This is a genomic window from Streptomyces sulphureus DSM 40104, from assembly GCF_000381025.1.
Taxonomy (GTDB): domain Bacteria; phylum Actinomycetota; class Actinomycetes; order Streptomycetales; family Streptomycetaceae; genus Streptomyces; species Streptomyces sulphureus.
Map to the genome: position 1 here is coordinate 525,224 of NZ_KB905814.1, position 19,025 is coordinate 544,248.

The following is a 19,025-nucleotide window of genomic DNA, read 5'->3' on the forward strand; positions in this document are numbered from 1 at the left end:
CGCCTACTGCGTACGGAGCTTGGCGGCCCGGCGCCGCGCCGGAGGGGCGTGTCCGCAGTCTGGACGATGCCGCACGGGACGGTGAACAGCACGGGCGGCCGAGCTGGCGTCAGAGCCGCGGAGCGTCCGCGGGGGGCAGCCGGTGCATCGAGCCCGCCACCTCGGCCAGCGTGCGGTGCGAGCACAGGTGCCGCCAGGCGAGGCCGCCCCACCCGGAGGTGTCCAATTCGTGCAGGACCGAGGGCACTTCGGAGAGCCGGCCGCCGACGGCGAAGTACGATCGCCCGGCGTCGCAGTCCTTCGCGGGGAGGACGCGGCTCACGGCCGCCGTCAGGGCGTCGAGCGCGGGAGACGGCGGCGCGGGGCCGACCGCCGGCGCGGGGGTGCTTACGACGTCGACGGCGTCGGGCACGACGAACCCCGGCACGTCCAGCAGCCCCAGGCAGGCTTCGTGCAACTCGTCGGCGTCCGCGGCCGGTTCGGCGACCCGCACTTCGGCGGCGAGGCGCCTCCCCTCCTTCCCGGCGGTCAGCCGCGTCCGTGCGTCGAGTACACCGTTCAGCGTCTTCAGCGCCCGCTCCACCGCCTCCGGCTTGGCCCAGCGGTCTCCCGCGAGCAGTACCCAGTCGTCCTGCGGCTGCACCGGAGTCAGGGAGGCGGCCGCGGCCGGCGGACCGGTCGGAGCCGGGGAACGGAGGGTCTCGGCCGTGCAGCGGAGGAGATCGTGCAGACGGTTGCCGCCCAACAGGTTCGCGTGCAGGAAGAGTTCGACGTCGATGGCGTCGGGGGAGCGGCTGGCGAAGCACCAAAAGGTGGTTTCGGGGGCGGACTTGGCGTGCCGGACGTCGATGGTGTCGGGTTCCGCCGCCCTGTCTCCGGGGCCGGTGACCGCCTCGCGCTCCCAACGGTCACCACCGTTGCGCGCGAGGTAGTTGAAGGTGAAGGGGGTATGGACCCTGACCCCCCTTTCCCGTGAGACGGAGAAGCGCTCCTCGGTGACGACCGTCTCGCCGCAGGGCCGGACGCGCAGCGTCTGGAGCATCCGAGTCCACATGGTGCGCGCCTCGGAGCGCAGACCGTCGCAGTCGCCCGCTCCCTTCACGAGGCTGATCCCGGGCTCGTAGCACGCCGCGTTCCGTGCGCCGGCGCCCGCCCTGTCCGTGTAGACCTGCCAGGTCAGGGCGCGCGCGTCCGGCAGGATGCGCCGGACCGCCATGGAGACGCCCGCCAGGACGATCGCGGAGACCGGCGTCTCCCACTCCTCGGAGAGCTGCTCCAACCGCCACCGAAGAGCCGGTGAGTGGAGGTTGCCGATGACGGTTCCGCCCTCTTCGTCCGGGTCCCTCGGAAACGGCGTACTGGGGACCTCCCGCAGGACGCCCCGCGTCTGCTGCCGCGCGCGCCGACGGATGCGCTCCCCTCGCTGACCGAGGTCCTCGCTCAGGAAGTTCCTGGGGTGCACGCACTCCGGCAGCCCCTCCTGGCCGGGGCGGCCGCGGCAGAGGTTCTCCACCACCTGGGCCAACTCCCGCCGCACGACCTCTCCACCGCGTGTGCCGAGGCTGAAGTGGTGCACCAGCAGGACGAGGTAGCGCTCACCGGACGCCAGCCGCCCAGTCACCCACCGCGTGGGCCGCTGCCGCGTGACGTCGATCAGCTCTTGCTTCAACTCCAGTACGACGTCGTCGAGTTCGGCCACGGTCAGCCCTTCACGGCCGTCGTGTTCCACTTCCACGGTGCGGGCAGCGTGCACCCGCTGTTCCAGCCGGCCGTCCGGGCCCGCGGCGACCGTGGTGCGGAGCATCTCGTGCCGGGCAACCACGAGTTGCACGGCGTCCCGTAACCGGCTCTCGGTCACGTGGGCCGGGAAAACCCAGCGCTCCCATCGCATGAGCGCCGCAGCACGATGGCCGTGGAACTGCAGCCAGGACGAGGTCTGGCCAAAGGTGAACGGCACGGAGGCGTACTCCTCGGGAGGGCTGGACATGCTCAGTTCTCGCATTCCTGTCGTGTCCCTGCTCCGCGCCGGCGCGGTGCCCGACGGCGCAGACGGGCGGGGCGGCGGGCGGTACTCCGCGAACAAGCGCTCCCCGGTGGACGTCTCGTGGAGCTCCGTGATGGTACGTGACCGCCCGAGTGCACGGAACCGATCGGCGTCCTCACAGCCGCCGCCCTCCCGTGCGCCCCCGCGCCCACCCCCGAATCGGCCGGACCGAGCCAGCACAGTACTTCGTTTCTGCTGGTCAGGGTCGCTTTCCCGCTACCCGTAGGAAGTCATTCCGGAAAGCGCGACGCGACCCGCGGAACAGCAGGGAAAGAGTCAAAGAGCGCCCATAGAGGACCTGTTGACGCCCCGCGAGGGGCGTGTATACCCTTCACTTTGATTATCAGCTGTCCCAGCGATATCCGGCAACGTTCACACACGGCATTCACCGCTCGGCCGACAACCCGGCGTAATGCGTAGAGGATCGCACGGAATGCGGTTGACAAGTTGATACAACGGGGGGCATTTTGCAAGAGCAGCGCGGTGCGGTAGGTACGGAAAAATCGGAATCCGGTGACGACGGGCTCGACCGGGTTTACAGACAGGTACTTCGTACGCATCTCCGTGAGGACACCGGCGAACTCCCGTACTCCGGCAGGCTGGTCGATTTAGGTATCGATTCACTGGCCACCGTGCAACTGCTGATCGACGTAGAAGAAGCGTTCGGCATTTTCTTCCCTGACGAACTCGTGACCGCGAAGACGTTCAACACCATCGGGTCGTTGCGCTCGGTGATCGAAACCCTGGTCGACGAGAAAGGGCGCGAGCGTGGCGACAGTGCGTGAGGGGAAGCGGGCCGTCGCGCCCGCAGGGGAGAGCCGGGTGCACGCCCTGGCGGGTCGCTCCGTCCTGGTCACCGGAGGGGGCGGGCTGATCGGGAGCCGCATCACCGCCCGGTTACGCACCGCGGGAGCGCGTGCGGTGGTCCTCGACCGACTCGACGCGTACGAACCCGGCACCCTGCCGCTCCTCGGAGTCGACCCCGCGGAACCCGACCTGGTCGCAGGCGACATCACGGACCGCGCCCTCGTCCGTACCCTCCTCGCCGAGAGCGACGCGGTGGTGCACGCGGCGGCGTACGCCGACGTCGCCGCCTGCACGCGCAACCCGGGCGTCGCCTTCGAGTCCAACGTCCGCGGCACTCAGGTGCTGTTGGAGGAAGTGGTGCGCAGTCCGGTGCGGCGCCTCGTCTTCGCCTCCTCCGCCAGCGTCTACGGAGACCGGCCCCAACGGGACGGCGCCGAACGGCGGTTCACCGAGAGCCAGCCGCTCGCCCCGCTCTCGGTCTACGGCAACAGCAAGGCCTGGGCCGAGTCCCAGATCAGGCTGATGCTGGCGGACAAGGGAGTCGAGCACACGATCCTGCGGTACTTCAGCGTGTACGGGGACCCGCAGGTACCGAAGAAGGACAGCCACTCGTGGGTCGTCGCATGGTTCGCCATGCACGCCGCGGTCGGGCACGAACTCCAGCTCCACAACGGCGGGCGGCAGGTCCGCGACTTCGTCCACGTGGACGACGTGGCCGACGCGACCGTCCGCGCCCTGTGCCGCCCGGAGGCGGCCGACGAGACCCTCAACATCGGCACGGGCGTCACCACGTCGATCCGCACGGTCGCCGAGCTGGTGCGCGAGTACGTCGCCGACGTCACGCTCGCCGTCGCGCCCCGGCCCGAGGGCGATCCGCTGGGCGCAGGCGCCGACGCGCGGCACATGGCGCGCGTGCTCGGCTGGCGGCCCGCGATCGGACTCGAAGAGGGAATACGCCGGTACGTCGAGTGGCTCGCCCGCACACCGTCGGCGGTGCCCGCGTGGCTTTCCGGTTCCACGAGCCTGACGGGAGTGGGCTAGATGCGTGTCGTGCTGCTCGGCGGAGCCGGGTACATCGGTTCGGTGATCAGCGCCGAACTCCTCGCGAACGGCGACGAGGTGACCGTCGTCGACGACCTCATTTACGCGACGAAGGAACGCAGGGACAAGCCGCCCTTCGGCACGAATTTCGTCCGGGGAGACTTCCGTGACGAGAACCTGCTGCGCGACGTCGTAAAAGGCGCAGACGCCGTGGTCGCACTCGGCGGTCTCGTCGGGGAACCGGCATGCGACCTGGACCAGGATCTCACCGTCGAACTCAACTACGCATCCGCCGCGTTGGCCGGCGAGATCGCCGGGGAATGCGGCGTGCAACATTTCGTCTTCCTCTCCACGTGCAGCGTCTACGGCAGACAGGACGGACTGGGCACGGAGGAGACGCCGGCCAATCCCCTGTCGAGTTACGCCAGGACCAAGCTCCTCGCCGAGGAGCACCTCGCAAAGGTGTGTCAGGGGAACCTTTCGCTGACGGTGCTGCGTCTCGCCACGGTCTTCGGGCTCTCCCCCCGTATGCGACTGGATTCCGTCGTCAACTCCATGGCGAGCAGGGCCGCGAGGACCGGCGAGATCCCGTTGCGCGGGGGTGCGCAATGGCGCCCCCTACTGCACGTGCGCGACATCGCAGAAGTCGCACGCAGAGCGCTGCACGAGAAAAGGGCTACGCACCCGGAGCCGTACGTGCTCAACGTCGGCAGCGACGAGATGAATTACACGATCGAGCACATCGCCGAGACCGTCGCCGGAAGAATCGAGGGAGCGAGGGTCGTCCGCACGCCGCAGCCCGAGGACCAGCGGGACTACCGGATCTCCTTCGCCCGCATCCGCGAGGTCTTCCCGGGCTCGTGCGCCCGGGGGCTCGGCGAGGGGGTGGACGAGATCGCCGCCGCCGTGGCGAGCGGCGAGTTCGCCGACCTCGACCAGGTCGGGTACGACAACCTCCGCGGCCTCCGCCTCGCGATCGACGAGAACCGGGCGAAGGTGCTCCGCACCCCGGCGATGCGGCGGCTCGCCGACGAGTACGAGGGACGGTGGACGCAGGCATGACCAGTACAGGGACCCTCTACGACGCGGCGGGCGCCGCGCGGTACTGGGGCGAGGAGCGGCTGGACGGCATCGGAACGGCGGACCACGACGCCGAGGACGCCGCCGTCCTGAACCAGGGCAAACCGAGGGAGATCAGCGCCGCGTACGCGCAGTGGGAGACCGACTGCCTCCACGCGATGCTGCCCGACCTGACCGGCAGGTCGGTCCTCGACCTCGGGTGCGGGGTCGGCAGAATCCTCACCTGGCTCGCCCCGCGCGCCTCGGAGGTCGTCGGCGTCGATGTGGCCCCCGGCATGGTGGCCCGCGCCCGGGCCAGGGTGGCCGGCTTCCGCCACGTCGAGCTGCGGGTCGGGGACATGGCCGCCGTCCCCGCTCCCGACGGGCACTTCGACCAGGTGGTGTGCCTCGGGGTGTTCGAGCACGTGCCCGCCGCCCACCGCCGGCGGGCACTGGAGGAGATCCGCAGGGTGCTCCGCCCTGAGGGCGAACTTCTGCTGGAACTCAACAACGCGGAGAGCGCGCTCCTGTGCGAGGCCGCGGGCGACAACCCGCACCGCACGGGCGAGCAGTTCGAGAACGGCTACTTCTGCGAACTCGTCACGGCCGGGGACGTTCTCTCCGTGGCGCAGGAGGTCGGCCTGCGCGAGACGGACCGCACGGCGAACCCGTTCTACTCCGCCGTACGACACGCCGCCTCCGGGGACCCGGAAGAGGACCTGCCCGGACTCTTCGCCCACGCACGGGCGCTCGACGCGCGCCTCGGGCGCGGCCGCGCGATGCACCGTCTCGCCGACCAGTTCATGGTCCGGCTGGTGCGCACGTGAGGCCCGCGTCGACCGCGCCGGACGCGTCCGGGGAGAGCGGCTTCCTCCCGTGGAACACCGCGAGCATCGGCGAGGCGGAGATAACGGAGGTGGTGGACACCCTGCGCTCGGGCTGGCTCACCGGAGGCCCGAAGGCGGCGCGCTTCGAGGACGCCGTCCGCGAACGCCTCGGCACCGAGGACGCGTTCGCCGTCACCTCGTGCACCGCCGCGCTCCACCTCGCCCTGCTCGCCGCGGAGATCGGCGCGGGTGACGAGGTCATCTCGCCGAGCCTCACCTTCTGCGCCGCGGTCAACGCCGTCGAGCAGGTGGGCGCGGAGCCGGTGCTGGTGGACGTCGAGCCGCTGACCCACAACCTGAGCCCGGAGTCGGTCGCCGCGGCCATGACGCCGCGCACCCGCGCCGTCATCGCCATGCACTATGGCGGGCACCCCTGCGACCTCGACGCGCTGCGGGAGATCACCGAGGAGCGGGGCCTCCTCCTCATCGAGGACGCGGCGCACGCGCTGGGCGCCAGCTACCGGGGCCGTCCTGCGGGCTCGTTCGGCGATCTCGCCACCTTCTCCTTCTACGCGAACAAGGTGATGACCACCGGCGAAGGAGGCATGCTGGTGGGCCGCCGCGAACTCGTGGAGAAAGCGCGCCTGCTGGGAAGGCACGGTATCGACTCCTCGGCGTGGCGGCGCCACGGCAGCCGGCGCACCGCCCAGTACGACGTCGTGCTGCCGGGGCTGAAGTACGTGATGTCCGACATCACCGCGTCCCTCGGCATCCACCAACTCGACGCGCTCGACGGCTTCCTGGCCAGGCGTGCCGAAATCGCGCACACCTATACCGGTGCCCTCGCCGACGTGCCCGGCGTCGTGCCGCCGCACGTGGACGACGACGTCACACCGGGCTGGTTCCTCTACGCCGTGCTGGTCGACCCGGACTCCGCCGGGCTGAGCCGGGACGAGATGGCCGCCGAACTCGCCGAGCGCGGCATCGGCACCTCGTTCCACTTCCAGCCCGTGCACACGCTCACGCACTACCGGGCGCTCCCGAGCCGCCCCCTTCCCCGCACCGAGTACGCAGGGGAGCGGCTGCTCTCCCTCCCGTGCTACCCGGCGATGACCGACGCCGATGTGGACCGCGTGGCGGACGCCGTGCGGCGGATCGTCCAGGACCGAGTGCGGGGTGGCCGGGCACATGTCTGAGCATGAGAACGTCCGCTCCCCCGTCCGGTACGCCGAGCACCTGCTGCTGCCGGACGAGACGCCGGAGGAGGTCGGCCAGGAGGCCGTCGAACGGCGCGACCACATCCTCGGCCAGCTTCGCGCACTGCCCGACGAGGCCTTCACTACCTTGCAGTACCTCCAGCCCCAGGTCGGCTGCTTCAACCGTTGCGTCTTCTGCAGCCAGCACGCGGGAACGGACGTGTGGCAACTCACCAGGCGCGGCCTGCGCGACCTCTTCGCTGCGCTCTCCGGCGCCCTCCGCGAACGCCCGCACCTGAAAGGCGAGTTCACCGGCGCGCGGCCGCACAAGCCGCGTGTGCTCTTCCCCTACACGGACAACGACATCGCCTCCTACGCCCACCTCGACCACTACATCGAGCTGGCCAGGGACGTCATGCAGTGCCGGACGCGCCTGACCACCGTCGGCTATTCGTCGCGCAACGAACGGCTCGCCGCCATGCACCGGCGCATCAGCGCGGAGCTGGCCCCGGCCGTCTACGGCATGCGCCTCTCGGCGACACCCTTCGCGCACGGGTGGAGCGCAGGCGACGGCAAGGCGCAGAAGACCAGCAGGCGCGACTTCGTCGCCGACTTCACCGAGGCGCTGCGCACCTACCGGCCGCTGCTCGAACAGGCGGGCGCGGGGAAGGACGCGGTCTGCGTCGAGTTGCGGTTCCGACCGCTGGCCGTCCGCGCGGCGGTCACCGACACCGTGCTCGACGGCCACCATGTGCTCGCGTCCGGCCCCCACCTGCTCGTCTCGCGCGACCCCGTCGGCGGCCCCCCGCGGCTCGCGCACATCACCGGCATCGGCCCGGGGGGCGCAGCCGGCCGGTATCCGTCCCCCGCCGCCGATCCGGAGTTCTCCGAGCCGCCCTCGCCCTATCTGCTGGCCACCTCCGACGCGTTGGCGGCCGGCGGAGCCCAGGACTTTCTCCGCCGGGTACGCGCGGGCGAGCACACGTCGGCGGAACTGCGCGAGGTCGAGGTCTACCGCCTTACGAACCGTGACGGCCCGTACTACGCGATCGACCCCCGACTGAGCGGCTCGTTGCGCCCGTTGCAGCTCTACCCGGAGACCGACCGCCGCGCCGCGGGGTACAACGACGCCTCCCGGCACTTCCTGCGCACCCTCGTCGACTACAAGGCGCAGCACGGTGCGGGCCGCCGTGAAGAGCTCGTCGGCGCCACGGTCCGCGACGTCGCAAGGGCGCTGTACGCGCTCCGCGTGCGGGCCCGGAAGTTCGACGCGTACGACGCCAGGGCCGCCGCGCACGTGCGGGAGGAGATCCTGCCGATGGTTCGCGTGGTGGCGGGGGCGATACTGTCGGCCGGCCTCCCACCCGCTCTCTTCTTCTCCCGCCGGTTCACCCTCGACACCGGCCAGGCCGCCAACCACGGGCGCGCCCGGGCGCTCTTCAAGGGGCTCGCCGGCACCGAGGACGAGCCGATGAGCCCGTGGGAGGAGCGGAGCAACCACATCTCCGTCGCCAAGGGCCACGTCTGGCGGCTCGCCCCCGTCCCCTTCTCCCCCGGCGCCTCCGCGGACCCGGGGGCCGCCCGGCGGGGCGGCAAGAACGGTGTGGCCGGCCGGGACTGCGTCGTCGTGCAGGAGATGGACGCCCGCTACGTGCAGCCCGTCGACCACCGGACGGGCCAGCGCCTGCGTGAGTTCCGCATCGACGGGGTCGAGACGGAGCACCTGCCGCTGCGCGAGGGTCTCGAGCGCCGCCTGCTGCCCGGAGTCCGGGGCACCGCCGCGGAGTTGCCGCTCCTGCCGGCCGACGGCGGAGGGAGCTGACCGCGTGCTGATCGTCGTCGAAGGCATCCACTCGTCGGGAAAGTCCACCCTGAGCGAGGCTCTCGCCCGGTGGCTGCGCGAGCGGGGCGAGAGGGTCGTCGAGACCTCGTGGAACTCCTCCGAAGTGCTCGGCCCGCACATCACCCGGCTGAAGATCGACAACCGTCTGCGCCCGACCACGATGGTGCTGATGGAGGCTGCGGACCTCGCCCACCGGTACGAGCGCGTCCTGCGGCCGGCTCTGGACGAGGGGCGCGTCGTCGTCAGCGACAGGTACCTCTACTCGACGTTGGTCCGCGGGCGGCTCCGCGGCGTCGAAGAGGGGTTCATCCGGCGCTGTTTCAGCTTCGCACCGGCTCCCGACCTCGTCCTCCACGTCCGCTCCTCCGGGGGGACGACGCTTGAGCGGAGGCTCTCCGCCGGCCAGTCGATCGGCGGGCACATGGCGGGCGAAGACTTCCGCCCGATCTCCGACGAGCGGGCGGCCTTCGTCGAACTGCAGGAACGCACCGAGCAGTTGTACGGCGAGGTGCTGCCGCCCGGCACGGTGCGCCTTCCGGAGGGCGCCACCCCGGCCGCGCTGCACTCTCTCGCCGCCGCCGAGGTGGACCGCGTGCTGCGGGAGCGGCGGGGGACGGTGGCCCGGTGACCGCCGTCCTCGTCACCGGGGCCGCCGGCACGCTCGGGAGAGCGGTGCTCGGCACCTGGAGCGCTGCCCCGTCCCACCCGCCGCTGGTGGCCCTCGACCGGCGTCCTCCACCGGAGTTGCCGGGCGTCCACTCCCTCACGGCCGAGTCGGACGGGCCCTTCTCCGCCGCGGACCGCGCCCTGCTCGACGGTGTCACGCACCTCGTCCACCTCGCGGGGACGGTCACCACGGGCACGGCGCCCGCCGACGGACGCTGGGCGTCCCTGCTCGACGAACCCCGCACGCTCACACGGCTGTTGGAGGTGCTGCCCGCTCTGCGCCACACCACGTTCGCCAGCAGCTACATGGTGTACGCCGCGCCCCGGCGGGGCCCGCTCACCGAGCGCCACGAGAAGCGCGCCTGCAACGCCTACGCGTGGTCGAAGAGCGCCACCGAGCTGCTACTGGAGGGGAGCGGCGTCCCCGGTTGCTCCCTGCGGTTCACCGGTGTGTACGGCCCCGGGGTGCCGCTCTCGACGGGCCGGCTGCTGATGCTCGTGCTGGAGGCCGCGCTGTCCGGCTCCCCGCTGCGTCTCTCCGGCCCCGACTCCCGGCGCAACCACCTGTACATCGACGACGCCGTCACGGCGCTGCGGCGGGCGTGCGAGGAGGAGTGGGCCGGCAGCTTCAACATCGGCGGCCCGGCGGGGATCTCGACGCGGGAGGTGGTCGACACCGTCGCCTCGCTCACCGGCACCCCTCTCGACGTGACCTGGGAGCCGGGCGCGCCCGGCTGGGACGCCGCCGTGGACACGTCCGCCGTACGGGAGCGCTACGGGTTCCAGGCGCGCACCCCGATGCGGGAGGGGCTCGACGCCTACCGCGCCTGGCTACTCGACGCCCCGGCTGCCGGCGGTGGCGCCGCATGACGACGCAACGCTCCCCGGGAGCCGCGGCAGAGGTCCGGGAGACCGTCCTGCTCACCGGCACGGCGGGCTTCCTCGGCAGGTGGACAGCGCAGGCACTCGCCGGCCGGCCGCGGGTCGCGGCGACCGCGCGCTCCGCACCCGACGGCCCCTTCGACATCCGCGCTGGTGCGGACCTGACGAGCGAGCGGGAGGTCAGGCAGCTCCACGCCGCGCTCCCCTCCGGCCCGGTGCGGCTGATCCACCTGGCGGGCGAACACAGGTCGCCTGCGCCCGAGCGGCTTCTGCAAGCCAACGTGGCGCCGCTGCTCCACCTCCTCGACGTTCTCGGCGACCGGCTGAGCCACCTCACGCTCGCCTCCAGCGTCGCGATCTACGGCTTTCCCAGCGGAACGCCCGGTCCCGGCCCACGCTCCGTGGACCCCCTCACCGCGTACGGGCGGAGCAAGTGGCTCCAGGAGCAGGCGGCCGGGCTCTTCCGCGCGCACCGGGAGGTCCCCGTCGCCGTGCTGCGGCTGGCGAGCCTGTACGGGGAGGGCGGGAGCACCAACGCCGTCGGCGCGCTGGCGCGGTGCGCGGCCACCGGCGGCACGTTCACGGTCGGCGCCGGTCCCCACGGGCTCAGCGCCAGGGACTACCTCCACGCCGAGGACGCGGCCCGCGCCGTCGTCGCTGCCTCGGACGCCCTGCACGACGGCGCCCTCGACATCGGCTCCGGCACCGCGCTGTCGCCGTTCGACCTCGTGGAGACCGCGCGGCGGGCGGGCGAGCAGGTGCGGGTCGCGGCACATGCGTCGCCGGCCGACGTGACGTCCTCCTTCGCCTGCGACGCCGGACCTGCCGCGCGCGTCCTCGGCTTCCGGCCGCGCGTCACCCTGCTCGACGGGTTCCGGCGCACGCTGGCCTGGTATCGCGGCCCCGGCGGGCGGGAGGTGCGGCGATGACGGAACCCGTGCCGTTCTTCCAACCCGCCATCGGCGAGGAGGAGATCGCCGAGGTCTCCGACACCCTCCGGAGCGGCTGGCTCACCACGGGCCCCAAGACGGCGAGGCTGGAGTCGTCGATCCGCGATCTCGCCGGAGCGCAGGACGCCGTCGCGACGTCGTCCGGCACCGCGGCGCTGCACCTGGCGCTGCTGGCGATCGGCGCGGGGCCGGGGGACGAAGTGATCACCACCGCCCTCACCTGCGCCGCGACGGTCAACGTCATAGCAGCCACCGGGGCCACCCCGGTGCTGGCCGACGTCTGCCCCGACACCCTCAACCTGGACGCGCGCAAGGCCGAGGCGGCGGTCACCGGCCGCACCGTCGCCGTCCTGCCCGTCCACTACGCCGGACACCCCTGCGCCATGGGCGAGTTGGCGCAGATGGCGCACCGGCACGGTCTGGTCCTGATCGAGGACGCGGCACACGCGCTCGGCGCGGCGCTCGACGGACGGCCCGTCGGCAGCACCGCCGACCTCACGGCGTTCAGCTTCTACGCGACGAAACTGATGACGACAGGCGAGGGCGGCATGCTGGTCGGCCGCACCGACCTGGTGGAGCGCGCCAGGTCCCTCGCCTCGCACGGCGAGCAGTGGGAGGCCGACGACCGCCGCAGCCTCGACGCGGAGGCGTGGCGCGACGTCGTCCAACCCGGCCTCAAATACCGGATGTCCGATGTGCAGGCGAGCCTCGGCCTTCCGCAGTTCGCCAAGCTGGACGGCTTCCTGAGGAGGAGGCGGGAGATCGCGGAGGCCTACGTCGAGGCCCTCGCGGAGACGGAGCAGGTCGAGCTCCCGACCGTGCGGCCCGGCGCGCGGCCGTCCTGGCACCTCTTCACCCTCCGAACGCGGCCCCGGCTGCTGTCGATCGGGCGGGACGAGTTCGTCCGGCAGGTGCGCCTGGCGGGGGGCAACGCGGCCCGCCAGTTCAGGCCGATCTACCGGGAGCCCTACTACCGGGACCGCTTCCCCGGGGCGCACACGGCGCTCCCCGTCACCGAGAACGAGGCGGCGAGGGTGCTGTCGCTCCCCGTCCACCCTCGGCTGACCGAAAGAGCGCAGGCCCGGGTGGTGGACGCGGTCGTCCACGTCGCGCGCCGGTTCGGCGCCGAGGTCCCACGGCAACCGCAACGAGTCGAAGGAGATCTGTCCACATGAGCGCCGCTTCTGCCACCCCCTCCCCCTGCTCCTACCGGCACGAGCACTTCCGGGACACGCTCGCGCTCGGGTTGGAGCGCGGCTACACCTTTCGCACCTGCGCGGACTACGCGGCGAAGGGGCCCGTACCTGAGCAGCTCCTCGCGGTGATGCGGCACGACATCGACCTGATGCCGGAGCGCGCCCCCGCCATGGCGCTCATCGAGGCCGAACTCGGCATCCAAGCCACCTACTTCGTCCGGGTGCACGCCAACGAGTACAACGCCTTCGGCCACGAGACCCTGGCGATCCTGCGGGACCTCGTGGACATGGGCCACGAGATCGGCCTGCACGCCGAGCCCCTCGACCTCCAGGCGTCCGCGGGGGTGGAGCCCGTGCGGGCGATCAGAGCCTCCGTCGCCGCGCTGGAAGGCGTGCTCGACGTGGAGATCGAGGGGGTCGCGTCGCACAACGACATCACCCCGGACAACAACCTCGACTACTTCCGGCGCACGCCCGCCGCCGACCTCGGCCTCAGCTACGAGGCGTACGACGACAGCGGGCTCGACCTCTTCGCGAAGAGCCACTACGTCACCGACGGCCACTTCTGGTACTGGCGCACCTTCAAGGGCGGCGAGCTGACCGAGGACAGGTCGTGCCTGTGCGAGCACTTCGACGCGCGCCGCGCGCCGGTCTACGCCCTCCTTCACCCGCACCTCTGGTTCGCCAAGCACTTCCAGCGGGTGAACCACTGAGGCGGCACGCTTCCCGACACACCGTTCCCACCCACGACTTACCGAGGTCACGCATGGCACCGAGCACCGTCCCCCCGGGGCTGACCCCGGACGAGCACGCCGAGCGGCTGGAGTTGTACGGCTTCACCGTCGTCGACGACGTACTGGACCCGACGACCGTGGCCGAAGCCAGGGAGCGCATCGAGCACCTCTACGCGCACGACCCCGGCGTGGAGGCCAAGCGCAGCTCGCCCCTGGAAACGATGCACGTCGAGAACCTGCCCAACAAGGGCAAGCTCTTCGAGACGTTCTTCCTGAACCCCCGGGTGCTGCCGCTCGCCGAACGCCTCCTCGGTGAGGACCTCATCGCCCAGGACGTCTGGTCGTTCGGCATCCCGCCCGGCGCACCGGCGTACCGGCTGCACGCCGACGACGACGTGCGCTCCCCCGGCACCCCGCTCTCCGTGGTGACGATCTATGCGCTGACCGACTTCACCGCGGAGAACGGCGCCACCCGCATCGTCCCCGGTAGCCACTGGATTCCGCGCTACCCCGAGCCCCGCTCGTACGCGGGAGAGATCAACATCGAGGCCCCCGCCGGCTCCTGCGTCATGCTGCTCGGCTCCGCGTGGCACTCCTCGGGCGCCAACCGCACCGACACCGTCCGCACCTCGATGTCCTGCTACTTCTCCAAGCCCTGGATCAAGCAGTACATCGACTTCAGCCGCTCCCTTTCGACCGACGTGCTGGACCGCGCGACGCCCGAGGCCCGTCGTGTCCTCGGCGTCAAGAGCCGTACGCGGCACACGGAACGCTGGCAGTGGGACGAGGAGACCGGGTACCCCGAGGCGGAGCACCACCCGGAGCTGGCCGGCCTCGGGTACGGCCCGTGCTGCCTGCACGGCCGTACCGCCCAGCCGGCCGGGGCGTCGGGAGAGCGGCATGGGTGAAGACCGCACGCGGGAGATCCGCCTCATCCTCGACACCGCCCGCCCGCACCTGACCGCGGACGACGTCACGGCGCTGCGCGCGCTGTCGGCGGAGGACGTCGACTGGGCCTTCGTGCTCGACCAGGCCTTCCGCCACCGGGTCCTTCCCCTCTTCGCCCGCAATTTCGTGCGATACCAGCTCCACCCCGAGATGCTGAAGCCGATGCCGTCGTTCCTCTACGAGGAGCTTCTCGTCAACGTCCACCACGCCAACGAGGTGCGCAACGAGGCGCTCGTGCGCGAACTCGGCGAGGTGCTGCGGGGGTTGCGGCAGCGCGGCGTCGAAGCCGTGGTGCGCAAGGGCGCGGTCCTGGGTCAGGAGGTCTACGGCGACATCGGCGCCCGGCGCTCCTACGACATCGACCTGATCGTCGAGCCGGACGAAGTCCCCACAGTGCGGGAGGAGTTGGAGGCGCTCGGCTACGGCACGGGCGGCCCCGCGGCGAACCGGCGCACGCTGGCCCCGCTGCCGCGCGCGCAGTCGGCCTTCTGGGCGCTGCGGGTCCCGAACCTGGCCTTCCGGCGCACGACGAGCGAGAGGTTCGTGGGGACCTTCGTCATCGACGTCTGCCTCAACCAGTTCCTCCCCGGCAGCGGCTACGACCTGCCGCCGGGGAACCTGCGCGAACGCTCCCGCCAGTTGACCTTGTTCGGCTTCCCCGCCCGGGCGTTCACCCACGAGGAGATGCTGGTCGACCTCGCCACGCACCTCTTCAAGGAGGCCACCACCCTCCACTACGTCCACCTCAGCCAGGACCTGACCGTCGCCAAGTTCCTCGACCTGGCCATGTACGCCCGGCACCGACCGGTCGACTGGCCGCGGTTCGTCGACCTGTGCCACCGGTACGGCATCGCGAAGCCGGTGTACTTCGCCCTCCACTACACGCGAGCCGTCTATCCGGACAGCCTGCCCGACGAGGTGCTCTCGGCGCTCCGCCCGCCGGACACGTCGTTCCTCCACGAGATCGGCGCCGTCGACAAGCTGCCCCACCAGTGGCAGGGGGACCTCCTTGCCCGCATGTTCGACAACACACGCGCAGCCCAGGCCCCGCCGAGCCCCCTCCCCTTCTGAACGCGCTGCACTGCACACCCCGGAACGTCGGAAGTGAGAAGCACCTAGATGACCTCGGACGAGCAGCGGGACCGCCCCCCCGGGACTCCGGCAAGGTGGTGGGCGCGAGCCCGCAGCGGCGAGACGGTGCGCACCATCAGGCACCTCCTCCTCGCGCTGCCGGGCGCCGGCCGGGCGCTCACCTTCGCGCTCCTCCTCACCACCGTGGCGACGGGTCTTCTGCCGCTGGTGCAGATGTGGTTGACGAGTCTCGCGATCGGCTCGCTGCCCGACGCGGTACGCGACGGGACGGGCAGCGAGGCGTACGGGCGCCTCGTCGTGCTGGTGATCGGACTCGCCGCGGCGTTCTTCGCCTCGCAGATGGCGGCGCCCCTCCAGTTCTCCGTCTCCAGGGCGCTCGGCACGCGCCTGGAGGTCCGGGTGCGCCACCGGGTGATCGACGCCCACCTGCGGGCGGTGGAGATCGACCGCGCCGACGACCCCGCACTGCGCCGCGCCAGGTCGCTCGCGCGCGACCTGCGGACGATCACCTTCGGCCCGTCCCACGCCGTCGGCGCTCTCTCCCGCCTCGTCTCCGGCCGCATCCACGGGCTCAGCGCCGCAGCCGTCCTCGCCACCTTCACCTGGTGGGCGCCCTTGGTGCTGCTGCTCACCTTCCTGCCGTGGGACCGCTACTTCCGCAACGAGCACGCCAAGATGGCCAAGGGATGGCTGGGGCGCACCCGGGCCCAGGAGCGGGCCGAGTACTTCCGCGACCTCGCCTTCGACCCGGCGACCGGCAAGGAGATCCGGGTCTTCGGACTGGCGGGATTCGTCCGGGAGCGGTTCGCTGCACACTACCACCGGGCGATGCGCCCCTTCTGGCAGGGGCGACGGACGTCGGTGCGCCGGTTCCTGCCCGTCGTCGCACTTGTGACGCTGGGCTACCTGACGGTTTACGGATGGCTGGGCTACACCGTCTCGATGAGCGAGGTGTCCCTCACGCACGCCGCCCTCTACATACAGGTGGCCGGGCAGATCTGGCGCATCGTACCGAGCTTCAACGACCTCTCGCGGATCAGCATCGGCGCCGGCGCCGTCGCCGCGGCGGCCCAGCTGCCGGACGGGCATACCGGCGAGCCGAAGGGCGGGGGGCCGCCCCCCGTGCTCGCCCAACGCCCTCTCGTGCGCTTCGAGAAGGTCGCCTACCGCTACCCGTCGGCGGATACGGACGTCCTCTCAGGCGTCGACCTGGAGATCCCGTTCGGCGGCTCGCTGGCGGTCGTCGGGGAGAACGGCGCGGGCAAGAGCACGCTGATCAGGCTGCTGTGCGGCCTCGCGACCCCCACAGGGGGACGGATCACGGTCGACGGCCGGGACCTCGCGGACCTCGACGCCGCGTCCTGGCACCGCGGTGTCGCCGCGGTCTTCCAGGACTTCGTCCGCTTCCCCTTCTCGGCACGCGAGAACATCGCGGTCGGCACCGGCGGCCGGGCGAGCGAGCACGCCGTCGCGGCCGCGGCCGAGCAGGCCGGAGCCGGAGGCACCATCGCCCGACTCCCCAAAGGTATGGACACGGTCCTGTCCCGCGAGTTCTCCGGCGGCTCCGAACTCTCCGGCGGGCAGTGGCAGTCGATCGCCGTGGCCCGGGCGATGGCCAGAGTCATGGACGGCGCCAGGCTGCTGGTGCTCGACGAACCCACCGCCAACCTCGACGTACGCGCCGAGGCCGAGATGATCGACCGCGTCCTCGACCTGGACCTGGACCTGGAGGTGACGACGGTCCTCGTGTCGCACCGTTTCGCCAACGTCAGGCGCGCCGACCGGATCGTCGTCCTCGACGGCGGACGGATCACCGAGAGCGGCAGCCACGACCAACTCATGCGCAGGGAAGGGCAGTACGCCCGCATGTTCCGCCTCCAGGCGGCCCGCTTCGAGAGCGGCGACGCGGCCGAGGGCGGCCCCGACGTCAGAGGGGAAGAAGATGGCAGGGCGTGAGTCGATCCGGGTGCTGCGGCTGGTGGTCTCCACCACGCTGCGCGCCGACGCCCGGCTGACCTTCGCCGTCATCGGGCTGCGGGTGGCGGCGGGCGTCCTGACCCCGCTCGACGCCGTCGCGCTGGGGCTGCTGCTCGACGCCGCCGTGGAGGGGAACACGGCCGGGGCGCTGACCTACGCTGCGCTTTTCGCCGTCTGCGACGCCGGGAGCTCCGCCCTCAACCACCCGGCAGGACAACTGGAGTTGACGCTCCGCGAGAAGACCGACTTCCTCGTCGACAGCCGCCTGCTCCGCGCCGCGACGCGGCCGGTCGGCACCCGGCACCTGGAGAGCCCCGACTACCTGGACCAGGTCGAGCGCGTGCGGGACCAGTTCTCTTCGCTGGGGGCGCTGGTCGAGAGGCTTGTCGCCCTCGTGCAGGTCGTGATCATGTCGGTCGTGACGGTGGTCGCCCTCGCCGGCGTGCACTGGAGCCTGTCCCTGCTCATCTTCGCCGCCGTGCCGACCGTGATGGCGGCGGGCCGGGCCGAGTCCCTCCGGCTGAGCTCCGAGGACGGAATCGCCGAGCACGTCCGCTTCTCCGATCGGGTCTTCGACCTCGGCACGCGCCCCGAGCACGCCAAGGAGGTCCGGCTGCTCGGCCTGGGCGGCCACCTGACGGAGCGTTTCCTGCACGGGACGCGCCGCATCACCGGCGTCCGCGACCGCACGGAACGGCGGGCGACGGCCTGGACGATGGCCGGCTGGCTCTTCTTCACCGCCGGGTTCCTCGGCGGCCTCGCGGTCCTCGTCAGGGGAGCAGCGCAGGGGACCGTCACGGTCGGCCAGGCACTGATCGTCCTCTCCCTCGCCATACGCCTCAACGAGCAGGTCAACGAGATCACCACGGCCGTGGCGGGGATGCGGCGGATGATGGCCGACGGGCGGCGCTTCCTGCGCGTGCTGGAGCGGATCGGCGACGGCCGGGAGGGCCCGCCCGCCGAAGCACCCCCGGCCCTCCCGCCCACGATGCGCCGAGGCATCGCGCTGCACGGCGTGAGCTTCGGCTACCCCGGCGCCGAGAAGCCGGTGCTGCGCGACGTGGACCTCGTACTGGAGCCCGGCACGACGGTCGCCCTCGTCGGCGAGAACGGCGCCGGCAAGAGCACGCTCGTCAAGCTGCTGTGCCGCATGTACGAGCCGGACTCCGGCCGGATCACCGTCGACGGGCAGGACCTGCGCGACGTGCCCGCGGAGCAGTGGCGCGACGCGCTCTCCGCCTGCTTCCAGGACTTCGTCGCCTTCGAACTGCTGGCGCGCGAGACGATCGGCGTCGGGCGGCTGGCCGCCATCGACGACGAGGAGCACGTCCGGCAGGCGGCGCACACCGCGGACGCGACGGCCGTCCTCCAACGCCTGCCGGAGGGGCTGGAGACGCAGCTCGGCGAGCGGTGGGACGCGGGCGTCGGGCTCTCCGTCGGGCAGTGGCAGCGCATCGCGATGGCACGCGCCGCGATGCGCACCGCGCCCCAGTTGCTCGTCCTCGACGAACCCAGCGCGAGCCTGGACGCCGCCACCGAGCACGCGCTCTTCGAGCGCTTCACCGAGGCGAGCGCGGCGGGCTCGCGGCGCGGAGCGGTGACTCTGCTCGTCTCCCACCGGTTCTCGACCGTCCGCATGGCCGACCGCATCGTCGTCCTCGACGACGGGCGCATCGCGGAGCACGGCAGCCACGAGGAGCTCATGGCGCGCGGCGGCACCTACGCGCAGCTCTTCACCCTGCAGGCCAAGGGATACGCATGAC

16 protein-coding genes are annotated in these 19,025 nt (G+C 71.7%); 15 read left to right on the forward strand and 1 reads right to left on the reverse strand.

All coding sequences use genetic code 11. The features are described 5' to 3' along the window. Positions 1 to 109 precede the first annotated feature (109 nt). The gene (locus F603_RS0106475; RefSeq protein WP_026328187.1) at positions 110 to 1,987 is read right to left on the reverse strand and encodes a hypothetical protein; all 1,878 of its coding nucleotides are present in this window, start codon (positions 1,985 to 1,987) and stop codon (positions 110 to 112) included. Between the two features lie 524 nt (positions 1,988 to 2,511). On the opposite strand from F603_RS0106475, the gene F603_RS33380 reads away from it, so the two are divergent. From F603_RS33380 to F603_RS31735, 15 genes are read left to right on the forward strand one after another with little or no spacing between them, the layout of a single operon-like run. Then, positions 2,512 to 2,829: a phosphopantetheine-binding protein gene (locus F603_RS33380; protein WP_019545199.1), complete on the forward strand. Its 318-nt coding sequence runs from the start codon at positions 2,512 to 2,514 to the stop codon at positions 2,827 to 2,829. Continuing rightward, entirely contained in the window at positions 2,813 to 3,892 is a 1,080-nt protein-coding gene (locus F603_RS0106485; protein WP_342665908.1) for an NAD-dependent epimerase/dehydratase family protein, read from the forward strand. The genes F603_RS33380 and F603_RS0106485 overlap by 17 nt, the downstream gene beginning before the upstream one ends. Next, positions 3,893 to 4,954, forward strand: coding sequence for an NAD-dependent epimerase/dehydratase family protein (locus F603_RS0106490; protein ID WP_019545201.1), 1,062 nt, complete (start codon positions 3,893 to 3,895; stop codon positions 4,952 to 4,954). After that, a complete protein-coding gene (locus tag F603_RS33385; protein WP_158678616.1) occupies positions 4,951 to 5,778 on the forward strand; it encodes a class I SAM-dependent methyltransferase in 828 nt (275 codons plus the stop codon). The genes F603_RS0106490 and F603_RS33385 overlap by 4 nt, the downstream gene beginning before the upstream one ends. Then, complete coding sequence (locus F603_RS0106500; RefSeq protein ID WP_019545203.1) at positions 5,775 to 6,974, forward strand: DegT/DnrJ/EryC1/StrS family aminotransferase; 1,200 nt, start codon at positions 5,775 to 5,777, stop codon at positions 6,972 to 6,974. The genes F603_RS33385 and F603_RS0106500 overlap by 4 nt, the downstream gene beginning before the upstream one ends. Beyond that, positions 6,967 to 8,796 (forward strand): hypothetical protein, encoded by a 1,830-nt coding sequence (locus tag F603_RS35030; protein ID WP_158678617.1) that lies wholly within the window; start codon positions 6,967 to 6,969, stop codon positions 8,794 to 8,796. Before F603_RS0106500 ends, F603_RS35030 begins: the two co-directional genes overlap by 8 nt. A 4-nt stretch (positions 8,797 to 8,800) precedes the next feature. Next, a complete protein-coding gene (locus F603_RS33390) occupies positions 8,801 to 9,445 on the forward strand; it encodes a dTMP kinase (RefSeq protein WP_019545205.1) in 645 nt (214 codons plus the stop codon). Next, a complete protein-coding gene (locus F603_RS0106515; RefSeq protein WP_019545206.1) occupies positions 9,442 to 10,353 on the forward strand; it encodes an NAD-dependent epimerase/dehydratase family protein in 912 nt (303 codons plus the stop codon). Before F603_RS33390 ends, F603_RS0106515 begins: the two co-directional genes overlap by 4 nt. After that, positions 10,350 to 11,294, forward strand: coding sequence for an NAD-dependent epimerase/dehydratase family protein (locus F603_RS0106520; RefSeq protein ID WP_019545207.1), 945 nt, complete (start codon positions 10,350 to 10,352; stop codon positions 11,292 to 11,294). Before F603_RS0106515 ends, F603_RS0106520 begins: the two co-directional genes overlap by 4 nt. Next, positions 11,291 to 12,490, forward strand: coding sequence for a DegT/DnrJ/EryC1/StrS family aminotransferase (locus tag F603_RS31720; protein ID WP_019545208.1), 1,200 nt, complete (start codon positions 11,291 to 11,293; stop codon positions 12,488 to 12,490). Before F603_RS0106520 ends, F603_RS31720 begins: the two co-directional genes overlap by 4 nt. After that, complete coding sequence (locus F603_RS33395) at positions 12,487 to 13,224, forward strand: polysaccharide deacetylase family protein (protein ID WP_019545209.1); 738 nt, start codon at positions 12,487 to 12,489, stop codon at positions 13,222 to 13,224. The genes F603_RS31720 and F603_RS33395 overlap by 4 nt, the downstream gene beginning before the upstream one ends. A gap of 53 nt (positions 13,225 to 13,277) precedes the next feature. Further along, positions 13,278 to 14,153 carry a phytanoyl-CoA dioxygenase family protein gene (locus F603_RS33400; RefSeq protein WP_019545210.1) on the forward strand — a complete coding sequence of 292 codons (876 nt, stop codon included), beginning with the start codon at positions 13,278 to 13,280 and terminating at the stop codon, positions 14,151 to 14,153. Next, the gene (locus tag F603_RS0106540) at positions 14,146 to 15,264 is read left to right on the forward strand and encodes a nucleotidyltransferase domain-containing protein (RefSeq protein WP_019545211.1); all 1,119 of its coding nucleotides are present in this window, start codon (positions 14,146 to 14,148) and stop codon (positions 15,262 to 15,264) included. The genes F603_RS33400 and F603_RS0106540 overlap by 8 nt, the downstream gene beginning before the upstream one ends. A gap of 48 nt (positions 15,265 to 15,312) precedes the next feature. After that, a complete protein-coding gene (locus F603_RS0106545; protein WP_078503573.1) occupies positions 15,313 to 17,241 on the forward strand; it encodes an ABC transporter ATP-binding protein in 1,929 nt (642 codons plus the stop codon). Further along, positions 17,228 to 19,024: an ABC transporter ATP-binding protein gene (locus F603_RS31735; protein ID WP_019545213.1), complete on the forward strand. Its 1,797-nt coding sequence runs from the start codon at positions 17,228 to 17,230 to the stop codon at positions 19,022 to 19,024. Before F603_RS0106545 ends, F603_RS31735 begins: the two co-directional genes overlap by 14 nt. Position 19,025 lies beyond the last annotated feature (1 nt).

Excerpts from the sequence above, each read along its gene's own strand:
- F603_RS0106475 (WP_026328187.1), bottom strand. The coding sequence starts at position 1,987 with ATGTCCAGCCCTCCCGAGGAGTACGCCTCCGTGCCGTTCACCTTTGGC.
- F603_RS0106490 (WP_019545201.1), top strand. The coding sequence starts at position 3,893 with ATGCGTGTCGTGCTGCTCGGCGGAGCCGGGTACATCGGTTCGGTGATC.
- F603_RS33385 (WP_158678616.1), top strand. The coding sequence starts at position 4,951 with ATGACCAGTACAGGGACCCTCTACGACGCGGCGGGCGCCGCGCGGTAC.
- F603_RS35030 (WP_158678617.1), top strand. The coding sequence starts at position 6,967 with ATGTCTGAGCATGAGAACGTCCGCTCCCCCGTCCGGTACGCCGAGCAC.
- F603_RS0106520 (WP_019545207.1), top strand. The coding sequence starts at position 10,350 with ATGACGACGCAACGCTCCCCGGGAGCCGCGGCAGAGGTCCGGGAGACC.
- F603_RS31720 (WP_019545208.1), top strand. The coding sequence starts at position 11,291 with ATGACGGAACCCGTGCCGTTCTTCCAACCCGCCATCGGCGAGGAGGAG.
- F603_RS33395 (WP_019545209.1), top strand. The coding sequence starts at position 12,487 with ATGAGCGCCGCTTCTGCCACCCCCTCCCCCTGCTCCTACCGGCACGAG.
- F603_RS33400 (WP_019545210.1), top strand. The coding sequence starts at position 13,278 with ATGGCACCGAGCACCGTCCCCCCGGGGCTGACCCCGGACGAGCACGCC.
- F603_RS0106540 (WP_019545211.1), top strand. The coding sequence starts at position 14,146 with ATGGGTGAAGACCGCACGCGGGAGATCCGCCTCATCCTCGACACCGCC.
- F603_RS0106545 (WP_078503573.1), top strand. The coding sequence starts at position 15,313 with ATGACCTCGGACGAGCAGCGGGACCGCCCCCCCGGGACTCCGGCAAGG.
- F603_RS31735 (WP_019545213.1), top strand. The coding sequence starts at position 17,228 with ATGGCAGGGCGTGAGTCGATCCGGGTGCTGCGGCTGGTGGTCTCCACC.